Annotated in this window: 21 protein-coding genes, 2 tRNA genes and 1 riboswitch; of the genes, 20 read left to right on the top strand and 3 right to left on the bottom strand. The window is 66.6% G+C overall.

Annotated elements, in window-relative coordinates; translation table 11 throughout:
* The first annotated feature begins 64 nt into the window (after positions 1-64).
* Genes ileS through ndk form a run of 4 tightly spaced genes read left to right on the top strand, consistent with a single transcriptional unit; the run spans position 65 to position 5,695 of the window.
* The gene (gene ileS / locus BLT71_RS12515) at positions 65-3,406 is read left to right on the top strand and encodes an isoleucine--tRNA ligase (protein WP_091720759.1); all 3,342 of its coding nucleotides are present in this window, start codon (positions 65-67) and stop codon (positions 3,404-3,406) included.
* 3 nt (positions 3,407-3,409) lie between these two features.
* Positions 3,410-4,768, top strand: coding sequence for a bifunctional folylpolyglutamate synthase/dihydrofolate synthase (locus BLT71_RS12510; protein ID WP_091720757.1), 1,359 nt, complete (start codon positions 3,410-3,412; stop codon positions 4,766-4,768).
* A gap of 3 nt (positions 4,769-4,771) precedes the next feature.
* The gene (locus BLT71_RS12505; protein WP_091720754.1) at positions 4,772-5,230 is read left to right on the top strand and encodes a DUF4233 domain-containing protein; all 459 of its coding nucleotides are present in this window, start codon (positions 4,772-4,774) and stop codon (positions 5,228-5,230) included.
* A 51-nt stretch (positions 5,231-5,281) separates the two neighbouring features.
* The gene (ndk, locus tag BLT71_RS12500; RefSeq protein WP_091720752.1) at positions 5,282-5,695 is read left to right on the top strand and encodes a nucleoside-diphosphate kinase; all 414 of its coding nucleotides are present in this window, start codon (positions 5,282-5,284) and stop codon (positions 5,693-5,695) included.
* 100 nt (positions 5,696-5,795) lie between these two features.
* Here the strand turns inward: ndk and BLT71_RS12495 are convergent, their stop codons facing one another.
* Positions 5,796-6,467: a vitamin K epoxide reductase family protein gene (locus BLT71_RS12495; protein ID WP_091720749.1), complete on the bottom strand. Its 672-nt coding sequence runs from the start codon at positions 6,465-6,467 to the stop codon at positions 5,796-5,798.
* Between the two features lie 439 nt (positions 6,468-6,906).
* Here BLT71_RS12495 and BLT71_RS12490 point away from each other — a divergent pair, with 439 nt between their 5' ends.
* From BLT71_RS12490 to BLT71_RS12430, 13 genes are all read left to right on the top strand, one after another.
* Positions 6,907-10,374 (top strand): Rne/Rng family ribonuclease, encoded by a 3,468-nt coding sequence (locus BLT71_RS12490; RefSeq protein WP_091720748.1) that lies wholly within the window; start codon positions 6,907-6,909, stop codon positions 10,372-10,374.
* A gap of 142 nt (positions 10,375-10,516) precedes the next feature.
* A riboswitch (TPP riboswitch) is annotated at positions 10,517-10,615 on the top strand.
* A gap of 9 nt (positions 10,616-10,624) precedes the next feature.
* On the top strand, positions 10,625-12,154 hold the full coding sequence (locus tag BLT71_RS12485) for a bifunctional hydroxymethylpyrimidine kinase/phosphomethylpyrimidine kinase (protein WP_091720745.1): 1,530 nt from the start codon (positions 10,625-10,627) through the stop codon (positions 12,152-12,154).
* Between the two features lie 334 nt (positions 12,155-12,488).
* The gene (rplU, locus tag BLT71_RS12480) at positions 12,489-12,797 is read left to right on the top strand and encodes a 50S ribosomal protein L21 (RefSeq protein WP_015937330.1); all 309 of its coding nucleotides are present in this window, start codon (positions 12,489-12,491) and stop codon (positions 12,795-12,797) included.
* Between the two features lie 60 nt (positions 12,798-12,857).
* Positions 12,858-13,121: a 50S ribosomal protein L27 gene (gene rpmA, locus BLT71_RS12475; RefSeq protein ID WP_009372867.1), complete on the top strand. Its 264-nt coding sequence runs from the start codon at positions 12,858-12,860 to the stop codon at positions 13,119-13,121.
* A 113-nt stretch (positions 13,122-13,234) separates the two neighbouring features.
* Complete coding sequence (gene obgE / locus BLT71_RS12470; protein ID WP_091720742.1) at positions 13,235-14,824, top strand: GTPase ObgE; 1,590 nt, start codon at positions 13,235-13,237, stop codon at positions 14,822-14,824.
* Entirely contained in the window at positions 14,814-15,965 is a 1,152-nt protein-coding gene (gene proB / locus BLT71_RS12465) for a glutamate 5-kinase (protein WP_091720739.1), read from the top strand. The genes obgE and proB overlap by 11 nt, the downstream gene beginning before the upstream one ends.
* Positions 15,966-15,991: 26 nt before the next feature.
* Positions 15,992-17,371 carry a glutamate-5-semialdehyde dehydrogenase gene (locus tag BLT71_RS12460; RefSeq protein ID WP_091720736.1) on the top strand — a complete coding sequence of 460 codons (1,380 nt, stop codon included), beginning with the start codon at positions 15,992-15,994 and terminating at the stop codon, positions 17,369-17,371.
* A gap of 79 nt (positions 17,372-17,450) precedes the next feature.
* Complete coding sequence (locus tag BLT71_RS12455; protein WP_091720733.1) at positions 17,451-17,690, top strand: hypothetical protein; 240 nt, start codon at positions 17,451-17,453, stop codon at positions 17,688-17,690.
* Positions 17,691-17,703: 13 nt separating this feature from the next.
* On the top strand, positions 17,704-18,354 hold the full coding sequence (gene nadD / locus BLT71_RS12450; protein ID WP_269457122.1) for a nicotinate-nucleotide adenylyltransferase: 651 nt from the start codon (positions 17,704-17,706) through the stop codon (positions 18,352-18,354).
* Between the two features lie 7 nt (positions 18,355-18,361).
* Positions 18,362-19,810, top strand: coding sequence for a hypothetical protein (locus BLT71_RS12445; protein WP_091720728.1), 1,449 nt, complete (start codon positions 18,362-18,364; stop codon positions 19,808-19,810).
* 38 nt (positions 19,811-19,848) lie between these two features.
* Positions 19,849-20,238 carry a ribosome silencing factor gene (gene rsfS, locus BLT71_RS12440; protein ID WP_091720725.1) on the top strand — a complete coding sequence of 130 codons (390 nt, stop codon included), beginning with the start codon at positions 19,849-19,851 and terminating at the stop codon, positions 20,236-20,238.
* 114 nt (positions 20,239-20,352) lie between these two features.
* Positions 20,353-20,425: transfer RNA gene (locus BLT71_RS12435), tRNA-Ala, on the top strand.
* A 210-nt stretch (positions 20,426-20,635) separates the two neighbouring features.
* A tRNA-Ala gene (locus tag BLT71_RS12430) sits at positions 20,636-20,708 on the top strand.
* Positions 20,709-20,766: 58 nt separating this feature from the next.
* Here the strand turns inward: BLT71_RS12430 and BLT71_RS12425 are convergent.
* Positions 20,767-22,149: a class I SAM-dependent methyltransferase gene (locus tag BLT71_RS12425; RefSeq protein ID WP_091723997.1), complete on the bottom strand. Its 1,383-nt coding sequence runs from the start codon at positions 22,147-22,149 to the stop codon at positions 20,767-20,769.
* An 80-nt stretch (positions 22,150-22,229) separates the two neighbouring features.
* Here BLT71_RS12425 and BLT71_RS12420 point away from each other — a divergent pair, with 80 nt between their 5' ends.
* The 3 genes from BLT71_RS12420 (at position 22,230) to BLT71_RS12410 (ending at position 25,926) form a co-directional block, all read left to right on the top strand.
* The gene (locus tag BLT71_RS12420) at positions 22,230-23,312 is read left to right on the top strand and encodes an FAD-dependent oxidoreductase (protein WP_091720722.1); all 1,083 of its coding nucleotides are present in this window, start codon (positions 22,230-22,232) and stop codon (positions 23,310-23,312) included.
* Positions 23,313-23,386: 74 nt separating this feature from the next.
* Positions 23,387-24,559, top strand: a complete 1,173-nt coding sequence (locus tag BLT71_RS12415) for a class I SAM-dependent methyltransferase (protein ID WP_091720719.1) — start codon at positions 23,387-23,389, stop codon at positions 24,557-24,559.
* A gap of 164 nt (positions 24,560-24,723) precedes the next feature.
* On the top strand, positions 24,724-25,926 hold the full coding sequence (locus tag BLT71_RS12410) for an ROK family transcriptional regulator (protein ID WP_091720716.1): 1,203 nt from the start codon (positions 24,724-24,726) through the stop codon (positions 25,924-25,926).
* Positions 25,927-25,956: 30 nt separating this feature from the next.
* Here the strand turns inward: BLT71_RS12410 and BLT71_RS12405 are convergent, their stop codons facing one another.
* A complete protein-coding gene (locus tag BLT71_RS12405) occupies positions 25,957-26,160 on the bottom strand; it encodes a hypothetical protein (RefSeq protein ID WP_091720714.1) in 204 nt (67 codons plus the stop codon).
* Between the last annotated feature and the right edge of the window lie 55 nt (positions 26,161-26,215).

Here is a 26,215-nt window from a genome sequence, read left to right as displayed (position 1 = left end):
TCCTCGCATCCCGGAAAGTGTCCGGCAACTGCCGGTTCGCCCAGCTCAACCCAGGATGTCGAGAATGACGTATTATCCCAAGGCCTCAGCCTCCACCAGCGGCGGCCCGTCCGACGGCCGCGCAGGCGTTTCCGCCTCCGTGAAGTTTCCGGAGATCGAAGAGCGCATCCTGAAGTACTGGGACCGGGACGGCACCTTCCAGGCCAGCATCGACCAGCGCAGCGCCGACCTGCCCGGCGGCGAGCCCGGCAGCAACGAATTCGTGTTTTACGACGGTCCGCCGTTCGCCAACGGCCTCCCGCACTACGGCCACCTGCTGACCGGCTACGCCAAGGACCTGGTGGGCCGGTTCCAGACCCAGCGCGGCAAGCGCGTTGAGCGGCGCTTCGGCTGGGACACCCATGGCCTCCCTGCAGAGCTTGAAGCAATGAAGCAGCTGGGCATGACCGACAAAACCCAGATCGAAGCCATGGGCATCGACAAATTCAACGACGCCTGCCGCGCCTCTGTGATGAAGTACGCCGACGAATGGCGCGCGTATGTCACCCGCCAGGCCCGCTGGGTGGACTTCGACAACGACTACAAGACGCTCAACGTCGAGTACATGGAGTCCGTCCTCTGGGCCTTCAAGCAGCTCCACGAGAAAGGCCTCACCTACAACGGCTACCGCGTCCTGCCCTACTGCTGGAAGGACGAGACACCGCTGTCCAACCATGAGCTGCGCATGGACGACGACGTCTACAAGAACCGCCAGGACCAGACGGTTACGGTCACGTTCCCCATCCTCGCGGGTGATTCGGAACTCTCCCGGCAGCTGGCAGGGGTACAGGCCCTCGCCTGGACCACCACCCCCTGGACCCTTCCCACCAACGCCGCGCTCGCCGTCGGGCCTTCCATCACCTACGCCGTGCTGCCCGCCGGACCCAACGGCATCAAGGCTGCATCCGCCGATGCCCCTGTGACCGGTACCTTCCTCCTCGCTGCGGACCTCATCGGCGCCTATGCCAAGGACCTCGGCTACGACGGATTCGAAGACGCGGAAGCGGCAGTGGTGTCCACCCACACCGGTACCGAACTTGAGGGGCTGCAGTACCAGCGGCTCTGGGACGACTTCAGTGACAATGAAAAGTACGGCATGGAGAACGCCTGGCGCTTCCTCGTGGCCGACTACGTGACCACCACTGACGGCACCGGCATCGTCCACCAGGCTCCCGCCTATGGTGAAGACGACCAGAAGGTGTGTGAGGAAGCCGGCATCCCCGTGGTCCTCTCCGTCGATGAAGGCGCGAAGTTCCTGCCGCTGTTCACGCACGGCGACCTCCACGACATCGCCGGCCTGCAGGTCTTCGAGGCCAACAAACCCATCACCCAGGTGCTCCGCGCCCAGGGCCGCCTGGTCCGCCAGGCCAGCTACGAGCACAGCTACCCGCATTGCTGGCGGTGCCGCAACCCGCTGATCTACCGTGCGGTGTCCTCCTGGTACGTGGAGGTCACCAAGTTCAAGGACCGCATGTCCGAGCTGAACCAGGAGATCAACTGGATCCCCGGCAACGTCAAGGACGGCCAGTTCGGCAAATGGCTGGCAAATGCCCGCGACTGGTCCATCAGCCGCAACCGGTACTGGGGCAGCCCCATCCCCGTGTGGCAGTCCAGCGACCCCGATTACCCGCGCACCGACGTCTACGGCTCCCTCGCGGAGATCGAAGCGGACTTTGGCCGCCTCCCCTTGAACAAGGACGGCCAGGTGGACCTGCACCGTCCGTTCATCGACGAACTGACCCGGCCCAACCCGGACGATCCCCGCACCCCGGAAGAGGGACAGTCCGTGATGCGGCGCGTGGAGGACGTCCTGGACGTCTGGTTCGATTCCGGCTCCATGCCGTACGGCCAGGTCCACTACCCGTTCGAGAACGAAGCCTGGTTCGACACCCACAACCCCGCGGACTTCATCGTGGAGTACATCGGCCAGACGCGCGGCTGGTTCTACATGCTGCACATCCTGTCCACCGCGTTGTTCGACCGGCCGGCGTTCCGGAACGTCATCAGCCACGGCATCGTGCTGGGCTCCGATGGGCAAAAAATGTCCAAGAGCCTCCGGAACTACCCGGACGTGTCCGAAGTGCTGGACCGTGACGGCTCCGACGCCATGCGCTGGTTCCTGATGTCCAGCCCCATCCTTCGCGGCGGCAACCTGATCGTCACCGAGCAGGGCATCCGCGACGGCGTCCGCCAGGTCATCCTGCCGCTGTGGAACGTTTACAGCTTCTTCACGCTGTACACGAATGCAGCAAACGGTGGGGACGGCTACGAAGCGAAGCTCCGGTACGACGGGTACGCCGACACCATGGACCAGTACCTCCTGGCCAACACCGGAGACCTGGTCCGCAGCATGACGGAGCGGCTGGACGACTACGACATCTCCGGCGCCTGCGACGCGCTGCGCAGCTACCTGGACATGCTCACCAACTGGTACGTCCGCCGCAGCCGCCAGCGGTTCTTCGACGAGGACCAGGATGCTTTCGACGCCCTGTTCACTGCCCTGGAGGCTGTGTCCCGTGCCGCTGCTTCGCTGCTGCCGCTGGTCACCGAGGAAATCTGGCGCGGCCTGACCGGCGGCCGCTCTGTGCATCTTGCCGACTGGCCGGACGCGGACCTCTTCCCGGCCAACCCGGACCTCGTGGACGCCATGGACAAGGTGCAGCAGATCTGCTCCACCGGATCCTCGCTCCGCAAGGCCGCCAACCTGCGTGTCCGCCTGCCGCTGCAGGAACTCACCGTGGTGGCACCCGGTGCGGACGCGCTGGAAGGCTTCGCCGCCGTCGTCGCGGACGAACTGAACATCCGCTCCGTCCGCCTCCTCGACGCCGCCACTGCCTCCCCGGAGGAGTTCGGCATCCAGCAGAAGTTGGTAGTCAACGCCCGCGCCGCAGGGCCGCGCCTTGGCAAGAACGTCCAGCTGGCCATCAAGGGCTCCAAGTCCGGGGACTGGTCTGTGGATGACTCGGGCGTTGTCACCGCCGGGGGCCTGCAGCTCGAGCCACAGGAATACACCCTCGAGACGGTGGTTGCAGAGTCCGACGGCAGTGCTGCCGCGTCCTCTGCGTCCTCTGCTGTCGCAGTCCTGCCCGGCGGCGGCTTCGTCGTCCTCAACACCGAGGTCACCCCCGAGCTTGAAGCGGAAGGCCTGGCCCGCGACATGGTCCGCGCCATCCAGCAGGCCCGCAAGGACGCCGGGCTCAACGTCAGCGACCGTATCCGGACCACCGTTACCGCCGCGCAGAACGTCGTGGACGCCCTGGAGGCCAACGCGGAACTGGTCAAGGGGGAGACGCTGACGGTAGACCTGACGGCCGAACCGGCAGACGTGCCCGAGCCCGCCGTCGTCGTAGAAAAAGTGGAGGCCTAAGGCATGACTGACGAATTTTCCGTGGAAAGCGTCTACGCCGAACTGCTGGGGCGTGCGCCGGAAAACAAGATGGAGCCCCGGCTCGCCCCGCTTTTCCGCGCCATGGATGTGCTCGGCGAACCCAACAAGGCGTTCCCGATCATCCACGTGACCGGAACCAACGGCAAGACGTCCACGTCCCGCATGATCGAGTCCGTGCTGCGGGCCCAGGGACTGAGCACCGGGCGCTACACCAGCCCGCACCTGTCCAAGGTCACGGAACGGATCAGCATTGACGGGCACCCGGTCTCCGACGAAACGTTCGTTCGGATCTGGGACGAGATCCGTCCCTACCTGCAGATCGTGGATGCCGAGCTGGAGGCGGAAGGGCAGCCCCGCCTGACGTACTTCGAATGCCTCACCATCCTGGGCTTCGCTGTTTTCGCCGACCAGCCCGTCAACGTGGCCATCATCGAAGTGGGCCTGGGAGGCATCACCGACGCCACCAACGTGGGCGACGGACAGGTATCGGTGATTACCCCGATCTCGCTGGACCACACGGACCTGCTGGGGGACACCACCGAGGACATCGCGCACGAAAAAGCCGGCATCATCAAGCCCGGAGGCTTCCTGGTCAGTGCCGCGCAGCCCCTGGACGCTGCGCAGGTCCTGCTGGAAAAAGCCAAGGAAGTTGGCGTGCCGTTCCGCTTCGAGGGCGTGGAGTTCGGCGTCGAATCCCGCACCGTTGCCGTGGGCGGCCAGATGGTCACCATCCAGGGCATCGCCGGGCGCTACCCGGACCTGCTGGTCCCGCTCCATGGCGCCCACCAGGCGCAGAACGCAGCCGTGGCCGTAGCGGCCCTGGAGGCGTTCTTCGGCGGCGAAAAGGAACTGCCCTTCGACGTCCTGCAGGAAGGCCTCGCCGCCGCAACCTCGCCCGGCAGGCTGGAAGTGGTGCGGTCTGCACCCACCATCATCGTGGACGCTGCCCACAACCCGGACGGCATCAAGGCTTCGGCCGCGGCCCTGAAGGAGGCCTTTACCTTCTCCCGGCTGGTCCCTGTGGTGGGCGTGCTCAAGGAGAAGGACGCGGAGGAGATCCTCCGTGAACTCAAGGAATCCCTGGGGGACGTGGCGGAGGAGTACTGCTTTACGCAGTCCAATTCGCCGCGGGCCGTGCCGGCCGCCGAACTGGCCGAGCTGGCCATTGACCTCGGCTTCGGCGAGGACAACGTGCATATTGAAGAAAAGCTCGACGACGCCCTGGAATGGGCGGTGGAACGGGCCGAAGCGAACGACGACCTCTCCGGCGGTGTGCTGGTCACGGGCTCCATCACCCTCGTGGCCGAGGCCCGCATCCTGCTCGGAAAGACGGAGGCGTAATCCATGGCCAGGCTGACCAAGGCCCAGCGCGAATGGCGCCCGGGCATGCCGAAGAAACGGCGCTCCACTAAGGTCATGTTCGCCTCGACGGTCCTCCTGCTGGAGGCGTTCGTCATGTTCTTTGCCACCCTGGCAGTGTTCGGCCTGCGCCGCGGCGAGTTCCCGCCGGCGCTGATCCTGGGCGTCGGGATTGCCCTGAGCGTGGTCATGGTGCTGGCCTGCGCGTTCCTCCGCAAGCCCTGGGGCATCGGACTGGGCTGGGTGCTGCAGGTGGTGCTGATCCTCACCGGCATCTTCGAACCTGCCATGTTCCTGGTGGGCGTACTGTTCGCCATCTGCTGGTGGTACGGCATCCGCACGGGAATCAGGCTGGACCGCGAAGCCGGGCAACGCGAACGTGAACAGGCCGCGTGGGAAGCCGCCAACCCGGACCAGCCCGCCGGATCCGGTCCGGCCCAGTAGGGCAGCCCCCGTAGACTTGACCCGAAACCCCACCAACGCATTGGAGCAGTTGTGACCACTGAGCGCACCCTCGTCCTGATCAAGCCCGACGGCGTCGCCCGTAACCTCACCGGCGCCATCCTGGCCCGGATCGAAGCCAAGGGCTACGCCCTGGCCGAACTCAAAAAGGTGAACGCCACCCGCGAGCTGCTCGAGCAGCACTACGAAGAGCACGTGGGCAAGCCGTTCTACGAGCCGCTGGTGGAGTTCATGCTCAGCGGCCCTGTGGTTGCCGCGATCTTTGAAGGCCACCGCGTCATCGAAGGCTTCCGTTCACTGGCAGGCACCACCGATCCCACCACCGCGGCTCCGGGCACCATCCGCGGCGACTTCGGCCGCGACTGGGGACTGAAGGTGCAGCAGAACCTGGTGCACGGCTCAGACTCCTCGGACTCCGCTGAGCGCGAGATCAAGATCTGGTTCTAGGACCCGCCCTCCGCGCCGCCATGGTGGTGCGGACCAACAGATAAGGCCAATGTTCTTCGTGAACATTGGCCTTATCTGTTGGTCCTAGGGCTCTGGGCGGCTAGAACCCTGACGTGCCGGCGAACACCTGGATGAAGGCGAAGAAGATGCTGGCAATCACGCCCACGTAGATCAGCGCCACGATGATCCAGCCGGAATCGCCCACGACGCGGGCGGCCCCCGAGGGGACGGGAATGACTCCGGCCGAGATGTTGCGGATGGTGGTCCAGACAAAGAGCGGGATCATCGCGGCCCAGACGATCATGCAGAACGGGCACAGGACGTGGATGTCATAAAGGGCCTGGGACCACAGCCACACCACGAAGATGAAGCCGAGGGTAACGCCGGCCTGCAGCCCGATCCAGTACCAGCGGGCAAACGTGGCGCCGGACAACAGGGCCATGCCCACGGTAATGATGATGGCGAACGCCACGATCCCGATGAACATGTTGGGGAAGCCAAAGAGTGAGCTCTGCCAGGTCTTCATCACTTCGCCGCAGGAGATAAACGGGTTTACATCGCACACGGTGGTGTGGTTGGGATCCTGCAGCACCGCGAGCTTTTCCAGGACCAGGGTTCCGGAAGCGAGCCAGCCGATAACTCCGGTAATCACCAGGAGCCAGCCGAAGGGCCGGTTCCGGGCCATCACCGGCGTATTAGCCGCCGGGGCGCTGTCCGGGGTGGTGGTCCGCTCCTGGGCTGGCGTGCCGCTGACGGGGGAGATGCTGGGCATTGGTATGGCGTCCTTTTCGTCCGGTGCTCCTGAGCCTGATTGTAACGCCGGCGGCTGGACGCAACGCCCAGGGAACAGAAAGCCCGCGGCACCTTCCCACGTGATTTACCCCGCGTGTGAGAGAATGAACGTGGCTGGAAGCCGAACCACATTCGGTCTCCGGTCCGGTGGTTTGTTCCCAAGACCGCCAATGACGAGCAGGGCAGGCTTCGGATTGTTCCGACACTCCCGCAATCTCCATTGGACGGCACCTGGTTGTGGCATGTAGAACAACGGGTTTCAGAACTTTCCACTGGCTCCTACGGGCTGCCGCACCCCATTGCCGGTGCGAACCTGGGAGCATCCACTTGACTTCTGTCAGCGCCTGCGGGTTTTGACAATATGTGCCCCAATGGGTGCCGGATGTGGCGGTACGTCAGGGGCAGGAGTGTTGCCACAGATGAACAATGAAACTGAGCTTTCCGTTAACGAGGTTGAACCGGCTGTGGAAGCCGCGGCCGAACCCAAAAAGGCTCCCCGGACCCGACGCAAGGCAGCGCCGAAGGCCGATGACGCCGTAGCCGCAGCCGCCGCCGAGGTGGCTCCGAACGATGCCCCAACCGCCGTTGCGTCGGCCGGCAATGAGGGTGCCCCCTCAGCCCCGGCCAAAACCGCCGTGCGCCGGCCCCGGGCCAAGAAGAAGGCAGACGCCGCCGAGCCGCTGCCTGCCTTTGCCACCGATGCAGACTCCACGGAAGCCGGTGCGGCCGCTGACGCTGCCCCCGCCGAAGCTGCCACCGCCGCAGAAGCGCCTGCTGCCAGCGAAGTACCCGCGGAACCCACCGAGACCAAGCCGGTCCGCCGCCGTCGCGTTGCCACGAGGAAAGCTGCTCCTGCGGGGGCACCTGCAGAAACGCTGGCCCCCGCCGAAACGCCGGCCCCTGCCCAGGAACTGCCCGTCACCGCTGCCGCGCTGGACGCTGAAACGGCGGACCAGGGCGCCGTGGCCCGGGAGGCGGCCGTAGAGGCAGCAGCAGAGAAGCCCGCCGAACAGGAACTTACCGCCGTCGAAACCGCAGCCGAGGCCGCCCCGGAGCAGGCCCCCGGCACGGCAGCTGCCGCTGCAGCAGGAGAATCCGCTGCGACGCCGGCCGAAGCCGCCGAAGCCGCCGAAGCTACCGCGGCTGGCGAGGAACCGGGCGCGTTTGCCTCCCTGTTCCTTGAGCCCGGCTCGCCCACTTCCATGCTGTTCCAGGCACCGGACCTGAGCACCGTCGTCCGCCCCGCTACGCCCGCCGCCGCAGCGGAGGAGGCCGAGGACGAAGACGACGCCGAGGACAACGAATCCGAGGAATCCTCCAGCCGCCGCCGGCGCCGCAGCCGTGGCCGCCGGGGGCGCAGCCGTCTGGACGAGCGCGACGACGCCGGAACCGGTGGCTCCGAGGCGGATGACGCCGCCGACGAATCGGACGAGGAAGAAGCCGGTCCGGCCGAGGACGGCGTGACGTCCCGCCGTCGTCGTCGCCGCCGCCGCGGTGACCAGGACCTCGAACTGACCGGCGGCAACGACGACGATCCGCCCAACACCGTTACCCGCGTGCGCGCACCGCGTGCCGTCAGCGAGGCGCCCGCCAGCAACCGGGTGACCAGCGTTAAGGGCTCCACCCGACTGGAAGCCAAGAAGCAGCGCCGCCGCGAATCCCGGGACACGGGCCGGCGCCGCACCGTCATCACCGAAGCGGAGTTCCTGGCCCGCCGCGAATCCGTGGACCGGCAGATGATCGTCCGCCAGCGCGACGACAGAATCCAGATTGGCGTCCTCGAGGACGGCGTCCTGGCCGAGCACTTTGTCTCCAAGACCCAGCAGGACTCGCTGATCGGCAACGTCTACCTGGGCAAAGTCCAGAACGTGCTGCCCTCCATGGAGGCTGCCTTCGTGGACATCGGACGCGGCCGCAACGCCGTCCTTTACGCGGGCGAAGTGAACTGGGAAGCCGTCAACCTTGAAGGCAAGCAGCGCCGTATCGAGAACGCGCTGAAGTCAGGCGACACCGTCCTGGTCCAGGTGACCAAGGACCCCGTGGGCCACAAGGGCGCCCGCCTGACCAGCCAAATCTCGCTGCCGGGCCGCTACCTCGTGTACGTCCCCGGCGGTTCCATGACCGGAATCTCCCGCAAGCTGCCCGACGTCGAGCGGAACCGGCTCAAGCGCATCCTCAAGGACCGCCTGCCCGAGCAGGCGGGCGTCATTGTGCGCACGGCGGCCGAAGGGGCGTCCGAAGAGGAGCTGACCCACGACATCAACCGGCTCCGCGCCCAGTGGGAAGGCATCGAAAGCCAGTCCTCCTCCACCAAGGTCCTGGCTCCGGAGCTGCTGTACGGCGAGCCCGACCTCACCATAAAGGTGGTCCGTGACGTCTTCAACGAGGACTTCTCCAAGCTGATCGTCTCCGGCGAGGACGCCTGGGACACCATCGAGGCCTACGTCACCTATGTGGCGCCGGACCTGGTGGGACGCCTGGAAAAGTGGACCAAGGACCAGGACATCTTCGCTGCCTGGCGGATTGATGAGCAGATCCACAAGGCCCTCGAACGCAAGGTGTTCCTGCCCTCCGGCGGCTCACTGGTGATCGACCGGACCGAAGCCATGACCGTGGTGGACGTCAACACCGGCAAGTTCACCGGCAGCGGCGGCAACCTCGAAGAAACCGTCACGAAGAACAACCTTGAAGCGGCCGAGGAAGTGGTGCGCCAGCTGCGGCTGCGCGACATCGGCGGCATCATCGTGATCGACTTCATCGACATGGTCCTGGAATCGAACCGCGACCTCGTCCTGCGCCGCATGGTGGAATGCCTGGGCCGCGACCGGACCAAGCACCAGGTGGCGGAAGTCACCTCGCTGGGACTCGTCCAGATGACCCGCAAGCGCATGGGCACCGGGCTCCTGGAAGTCTTCGGCGAGCAGTGCGAAGCCTGCGCGGGCCGCGGCGTCGTCACCCATGACGACCCCGTAGAGCACCGCCGCGCCAACATCGTGGCAGCCGAGCAGCACGTCCACCGCTCAGACAACCGCTCCGATTCCCGCACCAACGGGAACCGAAACGAGGGCAACCGCAGCGAGGGCCAGCGCAGTGAGGGTCAGCGCAACGAGGGCCAGCGCACCGACAGCAGCCAGGAAGGTACGCGCGGCGAACGCAAGCGCCGCCGTGGACGTGGCGGCCAGCCGGTCGAACAGGCACCCGCACCCGCAGCGGTGGCTGCCCACCCCGTCCAGCCGGACCCGCACGAGGCCGAACGCCATGCCAAGGCTGAAGCCACCAGGCTGGCCCTGGCCAACATTGCTGCTGCTGCCCACGCCGCACACCTGCATGATGATGAGGTGGCGGCCCGGCTGGCCCCCGCCCAGCAGGACGCGGGCACAACGGAGAAGCACGACGACGGGACGCCGGCACGCCCGGCAGCTGTCCTGACGTTCGGCGGCGAGAAGGTCGCGCTGCCCTTCGTTGAGCACGCAGACGAGCACCAAGCCTCGCCTGCGCTGTCGCTTGACCGGCTTGCCGAAGCGTTTGCCCACCTGGGCCAGCCGGCTTCGCCTGTTGGCAGCCAGCCACAGGAGTCCGGGACGGCCCAGGCCGCGCCGGCCACCCCCGAACCGGCGGAGGCAGCGGTTGCGGCACCCCAGCAGCCCGTTGCGCCTGCCGCCCCCGACCTGTCCCGGCAGCGCCGTCCGCGGCGTAACCGGAGTGCAAGCAGGGCGCAGGGCGCAGCCAACGAGACCACCGTGGAACACCATGAGAACGTCCCGTCGGCCAGCGAAGGCCACTCCCATGCCGCCAAAGCGCCCCAGCCCGCAGCGCCGGCAGAGCCGGCAGCCAAAGCCGATGCGCCCATCATCCTTGGCGTAGGGGTTCCTGCTTCCGAGCTCTGACCCTGCCCAGGCACTGCAGATGCCCGGCCCTCCACTCCTGTGGTGGGGCCGGGCATCTGCCGTTAACGGGGAACGGCCCTCAGCAGCGCACTTAACAGGTGCAGTCACCTTTCGGTTGACTGCCGTCCAGCGGCTAGGCTGGGGAACCGACACGGGGTGCCGCGCACCAGGCCCGGCTGAGATCCACACCCGTTGAACCTGTCCGGTTAGTACCGGCGAAGGGATGTCTCTTTTGTCTTCGACCCTTGCCATGCCCGCAGCCACCCCGCTCCCGAATCCCTCCGCAACCGTAATGCCGGCTGCCGTACGGGACGTGCCCCGGGTCCTTGCCATCGCGGGCTCGGACCCCTCCGGTGGGGCCGGCATCCAGGCGGACCTCAAAAGCATCGCGGCCCACGGCGGTTACGGCATGGCCGCCATCACTGCCCTCACCGCCCAGAACACCCGCGGGGTGACCGCCGTCCATGTTCCTCCGGCATCCTTTTTGGCACAGCAGCTGGCGGCCATCAGCGACGACATCCACGTTGACGCCGTCAAGATCGGCATGCTGGGCGACGCCGAAGTGATCGATGCCGTGCGCACCTGGCTGGAGAAGGTGCGCCCCGCCGTCGTTGTCCTGGACCCCGTCATGGTTGCCACCAGCGGAGACCGGCTGTTGCAGGAGAGTGCCGAAGCCGCGCTCCGCAGCCTGGTGCCGCTGGCCCACCTTGTCACCCCCAACCTGGCCGAACTGGCCATGCTGCTGGAAGAAGACGTACAGGACACGTGGGAGGCAGCCCTGGAACAGGGCAGGCGGCTTGCTGATGCCACCGGTGCTGCCGTGCTGGTCAAGGGTGGCCACCTGCAAGGCAGCAGCTGCCCGGACGCCTTGGTTGGCCCGGCCGGCATGCTATCCGCAGACGTAGTGGAAATCCCGGGGGAGCGGGTGGCAACGCGGAACAGCCATGGCACAGGCTGTTCCCTGTCCTCCGCCATGGCCACGGTCCAGGCGCAGGTAGGCAACTGGGAAGTGGCCCTACGGGAAGTGAAACCCTGGCTTGCGGGGGCGCTGGCGGCGTCCGCCGTACTGGAGGTGGGAACCGGCAACGGGCCCGTTCACCATTTCCACCACATCCGCCAAGCGCTTCGGCCAGGCGACTTTACGGCGCAGCTGCGGAAAGATGCCGACGCCCACCTTGAGTCGATCTACGCCCTGGGTTTCCTCCGGGCCCTGGCCTCGGGGACACTTCCGGAAAGCCAGTTCGCGTATTACCTTGCGCAGGATGCCATCTACCTGAACGGGTATTCGCGAGTCCTCGCCCGGGCCAGCGCGCTGGCTCCCACGGAAGCCGAGCAGCTGTTCTGGGCGGCGTCGGCCCAGCAGTGCCTCGAAGTGGAGTCGGAACTGCACCGTTCCTGGCTCAGCACCCGCACCGTCCGTCCCGAACTGGGTCCTGTCACCAAGGCCTACGTGGACCACCTGACGGCTACTTCGGCGTCGGGCAGCTATGCAGTCCTGGCAGCGGCTGTCCTGCCGTGCTTCTGGCTGTACGCGGACGCCGGGAAGACGCTCCATGCCAGGTTCCTCGCCGACGGGGAACCGGCAGGACACCCCTACGCCGACTGGCTCCGCACCTATGCCGACGAGGATTTCGCGGAGGCAACGCGCCGGGCCATCGCCGTGGTGGACGAAGCGGCACGCAAGGCTTCCGATGACGAGCGGCACGCCATGGTTACCGCTTTCCGGCAGTCCTGCCGGCTGGAAGTGGAGTTCTTCGACGCGCCGCGGCTCCACGCCTGAACCTGCCCGGGCCGTGCTGCCGGTACTATGGTCTGGCACGGCCCCGGTGGCGGACGATGTCTGTGGTTCCTATCACAGCCGACCCGCCGGAGCCAGCCTCATTTGCGGCCGGAGACGGAATTAGCGTATTCTGGATCTTCGGTGCTTACGCCAACACTTGGGTTATGACCCCGGGAACATGCCAGCGTGGAAAACACAAGGCAGTCCTGCGGGATAACTCATGGAGACCTTCGGGGAATCCACGGCGTTGAGGCACAGCGGGAACCCAGCCAAACAGTGCAACGGGTGCCGCACGCAATTTTAGTTATAAACGTCGAGAGAAGTGAGTTCCCAAGTGGTGTACGCGATTGTCCGCGCAGGCGGCCGCCAAGAGAAGGTTTCCGTTGGAGACTTCGTTACCCTGAACCGCGTCGCCGGTGGGGCTGGCAGCACCATCGAGCTGCCCGCACTGCTCCTGGTTGATGGTGACAAGATCACCACTGCCGCTGCTGACCTGGCCAAGGTGACCGTTACGGCTGAAATCCTCCAGGACCTCCGTGGTCCTAAGATTGTCATCCAGAAGTTCAAGAACAAGACCGGGTACAAGAAGCGCCAGGGTCACCGTCAGGAACTGACCAAGGTCAAGATCACTGGCATCAAGTAACCACCGGTTACTGTTCAGGTTTTCAGCAGATTCCCCAGAATTTAAAGGCAGGCATTTCAGATGGCACATAAAAAGGGCGCGAGCTCCACTCGCAACGGTCGTGACTCCAACGCACAGTACCTCGGCGTCAAGCGCTTCGGCGGCCAGGTAGTTTCCGCCGGCGAGATCATCGTCCGCCAGCGTGGCACCCACTTCCACCCGGGCGCCGGCGTTGGCCGTGGCGGCGACGACACCCTGTTCGCACTGACCCCGGGCGCCGTTGAATTCGGCACCCGCCGCGGTCGTCGCGTCGTCAACATCGTTGCTGCTGCAGCTGCAGAGTAACAACCAGTTCTGAAGCGGTGGAGCGGGCCAGTTGGCCCGCTCCACTGCTCTTTTAAGCGCATTACAATCGATAGGGCGTCCATGGGCGCCCACACGACACTGAGGAGATTTACGTGGCCAGCTTTGTAGACCGGGTAGTACTGCACGTATCCGGCGGTACCGGCGGCCACGGTTGCGTCTCCGTCCACCGCGAGAAGTTCAAGCCCCTCGGCGGGCCCGACGGCGGCAACGGCGGCAACGGCGGCGACGTCATCCTCCGCGTGGACCACCAGACCACCACCCTCCTCGACTACCACCACGCCCCGCACCGGCACGCCACCAACGGCGGTCCCGGCATGGGCGACTGGCGCGGCGGCAAGAACGGCGAAACCCTGATCCTGCCTGTCCCCGACGGCACTGTGGTGAAGTCAAAGGACGGCACCGTCCTGGCGGACCTGGTGGGGGAGGGCGCAGAGTACATCGCCGCCGCCGGCGGGCCCGGCGGGCTGGGCAACGCTGCCCTGTCCTCGCAGAAGCGCCGCGCTCCAGGCTTCGCCCTGCTCGGCATCGAGGGTGAGTCGAGCGACATTGTCCTTGAGCTGAAGTCCATTGCAGACATCGCCCTGGTGGGATTCCCGTCTGCCGGCAAGTCCAGCCTCATCGCCGCCATGTCCGCCGCGCGCCCCAAGATCGCCGACTACCCGTTCACCACCCTCATCCCCAACCTGGGTGTGGTCCAGGCAGGCGAAGTCCGGTTCACCATCGCGGACGTCCCGGGACTTATCGAAGGTGCCAGCGAAGGCAAGGGCCTCGGCCACAACTTCCTGCGGCACGTGGAACGCTGCGCCGCCCTGGTGCACGTCCTGGACTGCGGCACGCTCGAATCCGAACGCGATCCCCTTTCTGACCTCTCCATCATCGAGACCGAACTTGAAAAGTACGCGGTGGACATGAGCTACGCCGGCCAGGACGGCGAAGTGGTCCCGCTGAACCACCGGCCCCGCCTCGTGGCACTGAATAAAGTGGACCTGCCGGACGGCAAGGACATGGCTGAATTCGTCCGCCCTGAGCTGGAGTCCCGCGGATACCGGGTCTTCGAGGTCTCGGCCACCAGCCACGAGGGCCTGCGCCAGCTCGGCTTCGCCATGGCCGAGATCGTCAAGGCGGCACGGGATGCCGTAGCAGCCGCTCCGCCGAAAGTTACCCCCACTGTGCTGCGTCCGCGCGCCGTCAACGAAACCGGATTCCGGATCCGCCGCGAGGAGAAGGCCCACGAGCCCCTGTTTCGCGTCCTCGGCGACAAGCCCGTCCGCTGGGTCAAGCAGACAGACTTCACCAACGAAGAGGCCATCGGCTACCTGGCCGACCGGCTCGCAAGGCTGGGCGTGGAAACCGAGCTGTTCAAGATGGGTGCCACGCCGGGCGACACCGTGGTGATCGGTGAAGATGATGGCGTGGTCTTCGACTGGGAGCCCACCATGATGGCAGGCGCCGAACTGCTGGCATCGCCGCGCGGCACCGACATCCGTTTCGCCGATACCGGCGACCGCCCCACCCGCACCCAGAAGCGCGAGGAGCAGCAGGAACGCCGGGATGCCAAGGCCGCTGCCCGCGCCGAGCTCGAAGCCGAACGCAAGGCCGGCATCTGGACAGAGTCCGTCAGTGGACGGCGCGCGGCCCAGCCCATCAAGGAAAGTGGCCTGGACTCCGGCGATGAGTCCTAGGGCAACTGCCACGGAACCGGCTTCCGGTTCCGTGGACAGGAGCGCGCTGGCCGGCGCCCGCCGGGTTGTGGTGAAGGTCGGCTCCTCATCGCTGACAAGCATCAAGGGCGGCATCTCCGAAGAGTCCCTCACGGCCCTCGCGGACGCCCTGGCTGCCAAACGCAACAGCGGGACCGAAATCATCCTGGTTTCCTCAGGCGCCATCGCTGCCGGACTGGCACCGCTTGGCCTCCCGAAGCGTCCCCGGGACCTCGCCACCCAGCAGGCTGCTGCCAGCGTGGGGCAGGGACTCCTCATGGCCCGGTACACCCAGGCGTTCGGCGCCCACGGCGTCACTGTCAGCCAGGTCCTGCTCACTGCAGAGGACCTGATGCGGCGGAGCCAGCACACCAACGCCTTCCGGGCCCTGGACCGGCTCCTGAACCTTGGCGTGGTTCCGGTGGTGAACGAGAACGACACCGTGGCCACCCACGAAATCCGCTTCGGCGACAACGACCGGCTGGCTGCCCTCGTGGCGCACCTTGTCCGCGCCGACGCGCTGGTGCTGCTCTCCGACGTCGACTCCCTCTACGACGGTCCGCCGGCCCACGGGGCCAAGCGCATTCCTGTGGTGGCCGGACCGCACGACCTCGAGGGAGTGTCCATCGGCAAGACCGGCAAAGCCGGGGTTGGCACCGGCGGCATGCTCACCAAGGTTGAGGCGGCCAGCATGGCCGCAGGATCCGGCATTCACGCCCTGGTGACCTCCACGCCCAACGCTGCCGCCGCACTCAACGGTGAGGACGTTGGCACCTGGTTCACCGTCAACGGTGCCCGCAAACCCGTCCGGCTGCTGTGGCTGGCCCACGTAGCCTCTGTCCAGGGCAGGCTTGTCCTGGACGATGGCGCGGTCCGGGCCGTCCGCCACCACCGGACTTCGCTGCTGCCGGCCGGCATATCCGCTGTGCACGGCGTCTTCGAAGCGGGCGACGCCGTCGAGATCGCAGGTGCCGACGGCACCGTCGTGGCCCGCGGCCTGGTCAACTACTCCTCCGAAGAGCTGCCCCGCATGCTGGGACGGTCCACGCGCGACCTCGGCGAGGAACTCGGCACCGGCTACGACCGTGAAGTTGTTCATGTTGACGACCTGGTGCTGGTTTGAACCCGGGCCTCGCCTAAACTTGGACTATGACTGAGGCCCTGATCCACACGACTGCCGACAACCCCGCAGACACCGCCGCCGCGAGCACCCCGCAGCAGCAGGCCCCCTCAGCAGCTCCTGCCCCGGCCGACGGTCCGCTCACCGATGCCGGGATCGAGGCCGCGGTACACGCCATTGCCGACCGCAGCCGCCACGCCGCCCGCCGGATGGCCATGGCCAACCGGGCGTGGAAGGACCGCGGCCTGCGTGCCGTGGGGGCGGCACTGCAGGCCAACACCCGCGCCATTCTCGACGCCAACGCACGCGACGTCGCCAACGGCAAGGCCAACGGTACATCCGCAGCACTGCTGGACAGGCTGACCCTCACCGACGCCCGCATCGACGGCCTGGTGGCCGCCCTGGAGAACCTCGCCAACCTGCCGGATCCCGTAGGCAACGTGGTCCGCGGCCAGACCCTTCCGAATGGACTGCGCCTGCGGCAGGTCAACGTTCCCATGGGAGTCGTGGCGGCTATTTACGAGGCCCGGCCCAACGTCACCGTGGACATCGCAGGACTTGCACTCAAGAGCGGCAACGCCGTGATCCTCCGCGGCGGCAGCGCAGCGGAGTCAACCAACAGCGTCCTCGTTAGGGTGCTGCGCGAAGCCCTGGAGTCCGTGGGACTGCCCGCCGACGCCGTCCAGACAGTGGACCAGTACGGCCGTGCGGGCGCCAACGTCCTGATGCGTGCCCGCGGCAGGGTTGACGTCCTGATTCCGCGCGGCGGGCGCGACCTCATCCAGTCGGTGGTGGCCAACTCCGCCGTGCCGGTCATCGAAACGGGCGAAGGCAACGTCCACATCTTCATCGACGAATCGGCCAACGAAGACATGGCCGTGGAGATCCTCCTCAACGCCAAGACACAGCGGCCCAGCGTCTGCAACACCGTGGAAACCCTCCTGGTCCACTCCGGGTCCACCGTCCTCCCCGCCGTGGCCAAAGCACTCAGCAAGGCCGGCGTCCGCCTGCATGCCGATGACCGCATCCGCGCGGCCCTGCCGGCTTCAGTGGCAGCCGACGCCGCCACGGATGAGGACTGGGGCACGGAGTACATGGACCTTGACCTCGCCGTGGCGATGGTGGACGGCCTGGATGAAGCCGTCCGCCACATCCGCAAGTGGTCCACGGGCCACACGGAGGCCATCCTCACCAACGACCTCGCCAACGCCGAACGGTTCATCGCCGAGGTGGACTCCGCTGCCGTAATCGTCAACGCTTCCACCCGGTTTACCGATGGCGGGGAGCTCGGGCTCGGTGCCGAAGTGGGCATTTCCACCCAGAAGCTGCACGCCCGCGGGCCCATGGGGCTCACCGAGCTCACCACCACCAAGTGGATCGTCCAGGGTGAAGGCCAGGTCCGCGGGTAGCAACGCGGTAACATAGACCAGACGCCAAAAAGCAGCGGAAAAGTCCGCTGCCCCAAAATACTTGAACCTAGGGGAGAACATGCTGTTCCAGCAGATCGCCACGACCATCGCCGCAGCAGGCGAAGCAGAACACGAGGAACTCGCGCCGCTGTGGGCTGAGCCGTGGGTCTTCGGCATCGTCATGTTTGGGATCCTCATGGTCATGATGTTCATCACGTTGTCCTACAACAACCTGGGCAACCGCCACACCGTCACGGAGGAGCACGCGGACCCGCACCGCCAGCACCCGAACAAGCACGATCACAAGCAGGGCCACTAACATTTCCCGCACTTTGCGCCGGAGCAGTGACAAGGGCCGGATCCGGCTGGGCGTGATGGGCGGGACGTTCGATCCCATCCATCACGGCCACCTTGTTGCCGCCAGTGAGGTGGCTGCAGAATTCGACCTTGACGAGGTCGTTTTCGTCCCCACCGGACAGCCATGGCAGAAATCCCATAAACGGGTTACCGAGCCTGAACACCGCTACCTCATGACAGTCATCGCCACCGCCTCCAATCCGCGGTTCACGGTGAGCCGGGTTGATGTGGACCGTCCCGGTCCCACGTACACCATCGACACCCTGCGCGACCTTCGCGCCCAGCGGCCGGACGCGGACCTGTTCTTCATCACCGGCGCCGACGCCCTCGCGCAGATCCTGTCCTGGAAGGACATCGACGAACTGTGGTCGCTGGCCCATTTCGTTGGAGTCACCCGTCCGGGCCACGTCCTTGACGGCATGGGGCGCGACGACGTCAGCCTCCTCGAAGTGCCGGCCATGGCCATCTCTTCCACAGACTGCCGCACCCGGGTCGCGGGAAACGATCCCGTCTGGTATCTGGTGCCTGACGGCGTGGTGCAGTACATCGCGAAGTACGGCCTGTACGCCCCGGCAGGCGGGGACGATCAACCTTCCGAAGCACGCGAACGAGCCAGCACTGAATGAGTTCTCCATGAGCCAGGAACAGCCCCCCATCCGCAGCCGCCGGGAACTCCGGAAGGCGCGGGACGCCGCCCAGGAGTCGGCCGCCCCCACGGGCAAGGACCTCCTTCCGCCTGCCATAAAACCGTCGCCCGCGGCACCGGCCGGGACAGGTGGGAAACCCCAAAAGCCCGTGGCCGCCGCTGCGCCTGCGCCCGCCAAACCTGTTGCCGCGAAGCCTGTAGCTGCTCCGGACCAGGACCAGCAACCCCTGGACCAGCCCGCCGCGGTGCCGGCCCACACACAACGGTCCTCGCAAATCCGCGCCCGTGACAGGGCAGCCCTGCGCACCATCAAAGACCTGGAGGAAAAGGAAGGCCAGCTTGCTGCGGGCGGGCCTCCCACCCGACGCCAGCTCCGCCTGCAGCAGCTCAAAGAGCAGGCCCTCACGTCGGCCAACCCGATCGTTCCACCCGCCGCCACCCAACCTGTTGTCCCGTCGAAGGCGCCTGCCCGGCCGGGACCCGTCGGCGACAGTAAATCTGCACCCTCCGCCGGGGGAGAGGGCAAGGCTCCGGCGGCGCCGGGTGCGCCGTCCGGCACTCCAGCCCCTAAGGCTGCCGGCGTTCCTTCCGGCCCCGCAGGGATGACAGTGGAACAGGCGCTTGCGGCCCGTTCCCTGATTGCCGAGCAGGCCAAGAACCAGATCGCCAAGATGGAGCACATCGCCTCCATGGATCCGGAGGCGGTGGACCCCGGGATCCTTGCCGAGCAGATCGCCCTGGCGGAACGCGCCGCAGTGCTGAACCGGCGGGCCATGGCCCGGCAGAAACTCGCGGAGCAGGCCGGCGGAGCTGCAGCCCCCGGCGAGAGCCAGGCCGCGGACGCCTCATCGACGCCGGCCCAGCCCAAGGCCGCGCACTTCGGGAACCCGTTGCCCCAGGCAGCCGCGCCTACGGCTTCCCAGCCGAAGGCAAGCCAGCCAGGGGCGAATGCGCCCAAGGACCGGCCGGGCCCGTCCACCACGAGCAACCTGGCCATGGTGACGCCGCTGGAATTCGTCCAGGTTCCCGGCGTGGACCGTCCCGTCATGAAGCCTCCGGCAACATCCCACGTTCCGGTCACCACCCGGCCGGGAACCAAGGTTCCTGCATCCGGAGGCAAGAAGAAGCCTGCTGCCAGGACCGGCCGCGCGGCCGAGCCGGTGTCCGGCCGGTCGCAGGTCATTGCACGGGCCGAAGCGGCGGCTAAGGCGGCCACCCGGCCGAAGCCAGTTGTCTTCCCGGACAGCCAGGCCACCTTCGAGGACGTTCCGCGGGTCCCGGCCAGCTCGGCCTACGGTCTTGAACCCCTGGATGCTTCCACCGCGGGCCTGGGCCGCGCGAGGCGCAACCGCATCCTGCAGCTTTGCATCCTGGCTTTCGGTGTCGTGGCCCTGGTGTCCGGCATCGTCCTTATCATCAGCGGCATGACCCCCTGACCTGCCGCACCCTGTTTTTTTCATCAACGAGGAGTCCCGTGACTGCATCAGATACATCCATCACCATTGCCCGCGACGCCGCCAAGGCTGCCGCGGACAAGCTTGCCCATGACATTGTTGCGCTGGACGTGAGTGAACGCCTGGCACTGGCCGACGTCTTCCTCATCGCATCAGCCCCCAGCGAGCGTCAGGTCAACGCGATCGTGGACGGCATCGAGGAAGAACTTGCCAAGCAGGACCTGCGGCCTGTTCGCCGCGAAGGCCGTTCCGGCGGCCGCTGGGTCCTCCTGGACTACTCCGACATCGTCATCCACGTCCAGCATGAAGAGGACCGGGTATTCTACGCGCTGGAGCGGCTTTGGAAGGACTGCCCCGTGGTGGACCTGCAGCTGGAAGACGCCGCTGCGGCCGCGTCCGAAAGCGAGTAAACCCGCGCCGCTCCGGGGAGTATTCCCGATTTGGAATTCTTGGAACCGCTGATCTAAGATATTGGAGTTGCTTCGGGGAAACCCGAGAAAAGCTCTCAGGAGCGGCAGCAGTTCGGGGCTGTGGCGCAGCTGGTAGCGCACCTGCATGGCATGCAGGGGGTCAGGGGTTCGAGTCCCCTCAGCTCCACCGGAGAATCCGCCGGAATCATCACGATTCCGGCGGATTTTTTTATGCGTTCGATGGGTCGGCGGGGCGTCCGGAGGCCTTGGCGGAGGAGCGCAGGCATCTGCCAGGGGACCCCGGCAGCCCGCTCGCAGGTGCGATTTGGTACTGCGGGGAAAGTGCATTAAGCTGGTCAGGTTGCTCCGGGGAAAACGACCGGGACAGCAAATTTCCGGGGCTGTGGCGCAGCTGGTAGCGCACCTGCATGGCATGCAGGGGGTCAGGGGTTCGAGTCCCCTCAGCTCCACGGAATAAAAGGGAACCATCAACTGTGATGGTTCCCTTTTGCGTTTCCGCTGGTGGAGTTACATCCACGCCGTGCGGCGAAGCGGCGGTTCGGCGCCGCCCGGGCGTTGCACCAGGACCTGATTCACCCCGGTCAGGCCATTTTCAAAGCCGATGGCACTCGACGCCATGTACAGCCTCCAGATCCGGGCCCGGCCAACGCTGGCCAGGGCAACCGCCTGGTCCCAGTTCTCCTCCAGCCGCCGCACCCACGCACGCAGCGTCAGGGCGTAGTGCTGCCGCAACGCCTCAACATCAAGGACCTCAAACCCCGCTCCCTCGAGAGCCACCACCATTTCACCCAGGCTGATCATCTCCCCGTCCGGAAACACATACCGGGGAATGAACGAATCGGGGTCCGGATCGGTGGGGCCGGCATTCCAGGAAATGGCGTGGTTCAGGAGCCGCCCGCCGGGGCGGAGCAGTGAATACAGGGAGGATGCATAGCCGGGGGTTTGGTCACGGCCCACATGCTCGGACATTCCAATCGAGCTGATCGCGTCGAACGGCCCGTCCGCCACATCCCGGTAATCCTGGACCCGGATCTCCACCTTCTCCGTAAGCCCCGCCTCGGCAGCCCGCTTCCGTGCCAGGATGGCCTGCTCCGAAGACAACGTCACTCCCAGCACGGTGACGCCGTACTTTCCCGCCGCATGCAGGGCAAAACTGCCCCAGCCGCAGCCCACATCCAGCACGCGCATCCCGGGCTTCAGCCCCAGCTTCCGGCATACCAGATCCAGCTTGGCTTCCTGTGCGGCGTCCAGGCCGTCGTTGCCGGCCCGGCTGCCACCGGTGCTGCTCTCCGTGGTGCTGCTTTCACCGGTGCTGCTCTCCATGGTTACACCAGGTTCATCCGACCAGACCGCGCAGGAGTAGACCATTGAGCTGCCCAGAACCAGGGCGTAAAAGTCGTTGCCGACGTCGTAATGGTGGGAGATGGCCGCGGCGTCACGGTGGCGGGAGTGCACCCGGCCTCTGCGGGCGACGCGGGCCTCTTCGGGCGGAGGCGCCGGGTTGGGCCCCACAGCGCCCAGCCGCACTGCCGTAGCCGCGAGCGTCCACAGCTCCGCAACCGTCGGACGCCGGAACGGTCCCGGCTCGGCAAATTTGCCCGCCGAACTCAGGGCCGTGAAGGCGGCGAAAATGTCGCCCGGCGCGTCGAGCTCCCCGGCCACATAAGCCCGGCTGAGTCCCAGCTGGCCCGGCGACCACAGGATCCGCCGCAGCGCCCGACGCGACCGGAACTCCAGGACGGGGGCATCCCGGGGTCCTGCTTCGGAACCATCCCAGGCTTTCAGCCGCAGGGGCACGTCAGGTGTGCCTAGAACAATGGCCAAAGCCTTCGCCAACCTGGCCGCACTGCTCCTGCCGGTGTCCGCCGTGCTGCGCGTTGTTCCTGCCATCATCGTCCTCCGGTATCGCTGGCCGGGCCTCTATGGGCCAACCCTAAGGCCCGGACGTCCCGCCCGGCTATCATGGGGGAGTGATTGCTGCCCAAACCGATGTCGTGGTGATCGGCGCAGGGCAAGCCGGACTATCCGCCGCCTTCCACCTGCAGCGCAGAGGGCTTGCGTATGAGATGTTCGACGCCGAGGCCGGGCCCGGCGGCGCATGGCGCCACCGCTGGAAGAGCCTCCGCATGGGCACCGTCAACGGAATCAGCGATCTACCGGGCATCGCCAAGCCTGCAGTGGATTCCCGTGAACCCAGTTCCGAGTTCCTCACCCGCTACTTCGGGGACTACGAACAGGAACTGGGCCTGACGGTCCGGAGGCCGGTCAAGGTCTCTTCAGTCAGCCGCGAAGACGAAGACCCTGCAGGCCGGCTTCGCGTCCGCACCTCCACTGGGGACTGGAGCGCCAAGGCACTCATCAATGCCACGGGCACCTGGACCAGGCCGTTCTGGCCCATCTACCCGGGGCGGGACAGCTTCCGCGGCAGGCAGTTGCACGTGGCGGATTACGTCTCCGCCACCGAATTTCCTGGCAAGCATGTCATCGTTGTGGGCGGGGGAATCTCGGCGGTCGGCCTCCTCGACGAAATCTCCCAGATCACCTCCACCAGTTGGTTTACCCGCCGCGAGCCTGTCTGGCGCGACGACGAATTTGACGCCCGTGCCGGGCATAACGCCGTGGCACTCGTCGAGGAGCAGGTCCGGAAAGGCCTGCCGCCGCAGAGCGTGGTGTCGGTGACCGGGCTTATCAGGACTCCGGCGCTCCGGGCCGCGGCGGCGCGCGGCGCCCTCGACAGGCAGCCCATGTTCACCGCCATTGAGCCCGGCGGCGTCCGGCTGGCGGACGGCGGATTCCTTGCGGCGGACGTCATCCTGTGGGCCACCGGGTTCCGGGCAGAGCTGGAGCACCTGGCTCCGTTGCACCTTCGCGGGCCGGGCGGCGGAATCGCCATGGACGGAACCCGCGTGGCATCCGAGCCGCGCGTCCACCTGGTGGGCTACGGCCCGTCGTCGTCCACCATCGGCGCCAACCGGGCCGGCCGGGCGGCAGTGGCGGAGATCCTCAAGCTGCCCGGATTGGCCCCGGCAGCGGAGCCGGTACCTTGGGGCTGACCCGGAGGGAACGGACCACGATCAATTCGCGGGTGGAGCACACCCCGCAGCTAAGGAACAACGGCAGGGAAAACGTGGCAACAGACAGTCTTGACCGGATCTTCGGGATCCTCCGCCGGCGCCCGGACGTGGAAGCGCCCAACCTGCAGGCATGGGACGCCACGGACAGGCTCCTCCTGGAAACTGCCGCAGCTTCGGCGGGCCCCGGCAGCGCTGTCGCCATCCTTGGCGACCGCTACGGTGCCCTCACGCTGGGTGCCCTGGACCTGCTGGCACCTGCCGCGCTGCGGGTGCACCAGGACCTGGTCACCGGAGAACGTGCGCTGCAGCAAAACGCCCTCGCCTGGCAGGCGGAAAAGGAGAGCGACGACGCCGGCAGCGGCCGGGTGCCGGAGTTCCGCCAGTTGCCGCTCGGCGCCGAACTCCTCACCGGGGCAGAGGTGGTGTTGCTGCAGTTGCCGAAAACGCTGGCCGAGCTGGAGGAAGTGGCCGCCGCGGTTGCCCGTCACGCGGCGCCCGGGGCGCTGCTGCTCGCCGGCGGGCGGGTGAAACACATGTCGCTCGGCATGAACGGCGTCCTCGAACGGTATTTCGACTCGGTCCAGCCCCAGCTCGCCCGGCAAAAGTCCCGGGTCATTGTGGCTTCCCATGCGAAGGCGGACCAGCCGCCAACGTCCTTTCCCGTCGTCGTGCACCTCGACGAACTCGGCCTGGACGTTGCAGCGCACGGAGCCGTGTTCGCCGGCCCCAAACTGGACATCGGCACCCGGTTCCTGCTGACCTTCCTTCCGGCCATGAAACCGGCCCGGCACGCGGTGGACCTGGGCTGCGGGACAGGAATCCTCGCGGCCATGTACGCCAGGAAGTACCCGGTGGCGCACGTGACCGCCACGGACCAGTCGGCCGCGGCTGTTGCCTCGGCACGTGCCACCGCCCAGGCAAACGGGCTCGACGGGCGGATCAGTGCGCTGCAGGATGATGCCCTGAGCACCATGGCCGATTCCAGCGCAGACCTGGTCCTGCTGAATCCGCCGTTCCACGTAGGCGCAGGGGTCCACGCGGGGGCGGGCCTGAAGCTGATTGAGGCGGCCGGCAGGGTCCTTGCTCCCGGCGGTGAACTCTGGACCGTTTACAACAGGCACCTGCCCTACCTTCCCGCCCTCGAACGGGAAGTCGGGCCTACCACTGTGGAGGGGAACAACCCCAAATTCATTGTCACGCGCAGTGTCCGGCGGTCCGCCAGATAGCCACGGGCCGCCGCCACGCCGGGCAGCCAACCCGGCTATGTGTCAGTGACCACGCGTAACGTACGATTCAAGCAGCACCACAACTACGTGGCCCAAGACGTTTAGGGGTAACCGTGTCTGAAATCCGCCAATCCTCACCGAGGCGCGGAACCAACCTGCCACGGATGGGGGATTTCAACCTCACAGTCATCCTTGACGCCATCCGCCGGACCTCGGGCGGACTCAGCCGGGTTGAACTGGCCCAGATCGTCGGATTGTCCCCGCAGACCATCTCCAACATCTCCCGCCGCCTGCTGGACCAGAACCTCATTGTCGAAGCCGGCAAGGAAGGCAGCGGCCCGGGTAAGCCCCGGACCATCCTCCGCCTCAACCCCAAGGGAATGTACGCCGTCGGCGTCCACCTCGACCCCGCCGTGACCACCTTCGTCGTCATGGACCTGGTGGGATCAGTCGTCCAGCACGCACGGATCGACACTCCCGGCGGCAACAATCCGGCAGCCGTCATCGCCACCATCGCCGCCCAGGTTGCCCGGGTGGTGGAGGAATCCGGCGTCGACCGGGACCGGATCGCCGGACTCGGCGTGGCTGCGCCCGGCCCCATCGACCTGGACAACGGAACCGTGGTGGACCCGCCGCTGCTTCCGGGGTGGGACCGGGTGGAGCTGCGCAACGCCCTGTCCGAGGCCACCGGATACTCCGTCCTGGTGGACAAGGACGTCACCAGCGCCGCCGTGGCGGAAACCTGGGCCGGCGGCCCGAGCGGGGCCGGCAGCTTCGTGTTCATGTACATGGGCACCGGCATCGGCTGCGGCATTGTCCTCAACGACGAAGTCATCCGCGGCACGTCAGGCAACGCCGGGGAAATCGGCCACATCATGGTGGACCCGGATGGACCCCCGTGCGATTGCGGGCTGCGCGGCTGTGTTAAATCGTCCTGTATCCCGCAGGTCCTGGTGGCTGAGGCAGAGGCCGCAGGCATCCTGAACGGCACCCGGCCCGGCAACACCGGCGCGGAGATCCAGCAGAGCTTCGCGAGGCTGTGCGAACTGGCCGACGCCGGCGACGAACGCGCCATGGCCATCATCGACAAATCCGCCACCCTTGTGGCCCGTGCCATTTCCGTGGTGACCAACACGCTGGACGTGGAACGGGTAGTGTTCGGCGGCCCCTTCTGGAGCGGCATGGCGGACCGGTTCCTGGCCAAGGTGCCCCAGCTGCTCGAAGCAAACAGCGCCGCCCGGCTTATCCATCCCATCGAAGTAGTAGGCACAGGCGTGGGCGAAGACGTGGGTGCGATCGGCGCAGCGTCACTGGTCCTCGAACACACCCTGGCGCCCCGGGCGCAGCGGCTCCTGCTGGAAAGCTAAGGGCGCCGCGTACCGCCGGTTCAGCCCGCTTCAGTCGATGTCTTCGAACACCACGCCGAACGGCAGGGTGTCATCCACATGCGCCTGGTGGCCGGTGGATCCGGGGTTGTAGGTGACCCGGACGCCGTGGAGCTTGTCCGCTGCCGACTGCTGCAGGACAGGCTTTACTGCGCTGATGAACAGGTCGCTTTTGTCGGAAAGAAATTCCTTGTAACTGGCTGGAAGCTCGCTCATGGCAAAAGGATAGACCTGCGTGCCCGCGATGGGGAGGGGTCCCCATCCAGGCCGT

This window comes from Pseudarthrobacter equi (genome assembly GCF_900105535.1).
Taxonomy (GTDB): domain Bacteria; phylum Actinomycetota; class Actinomycetes; order Actinomycetales; family Micrococcaceae; genus Arthrobacter; species Arthrobacter equi.
The sequence above is the reverse complement of the archived record's forward strand: the minus strand, read 5'-3'. Positions and strand labels throughout refer to the sequence as shown.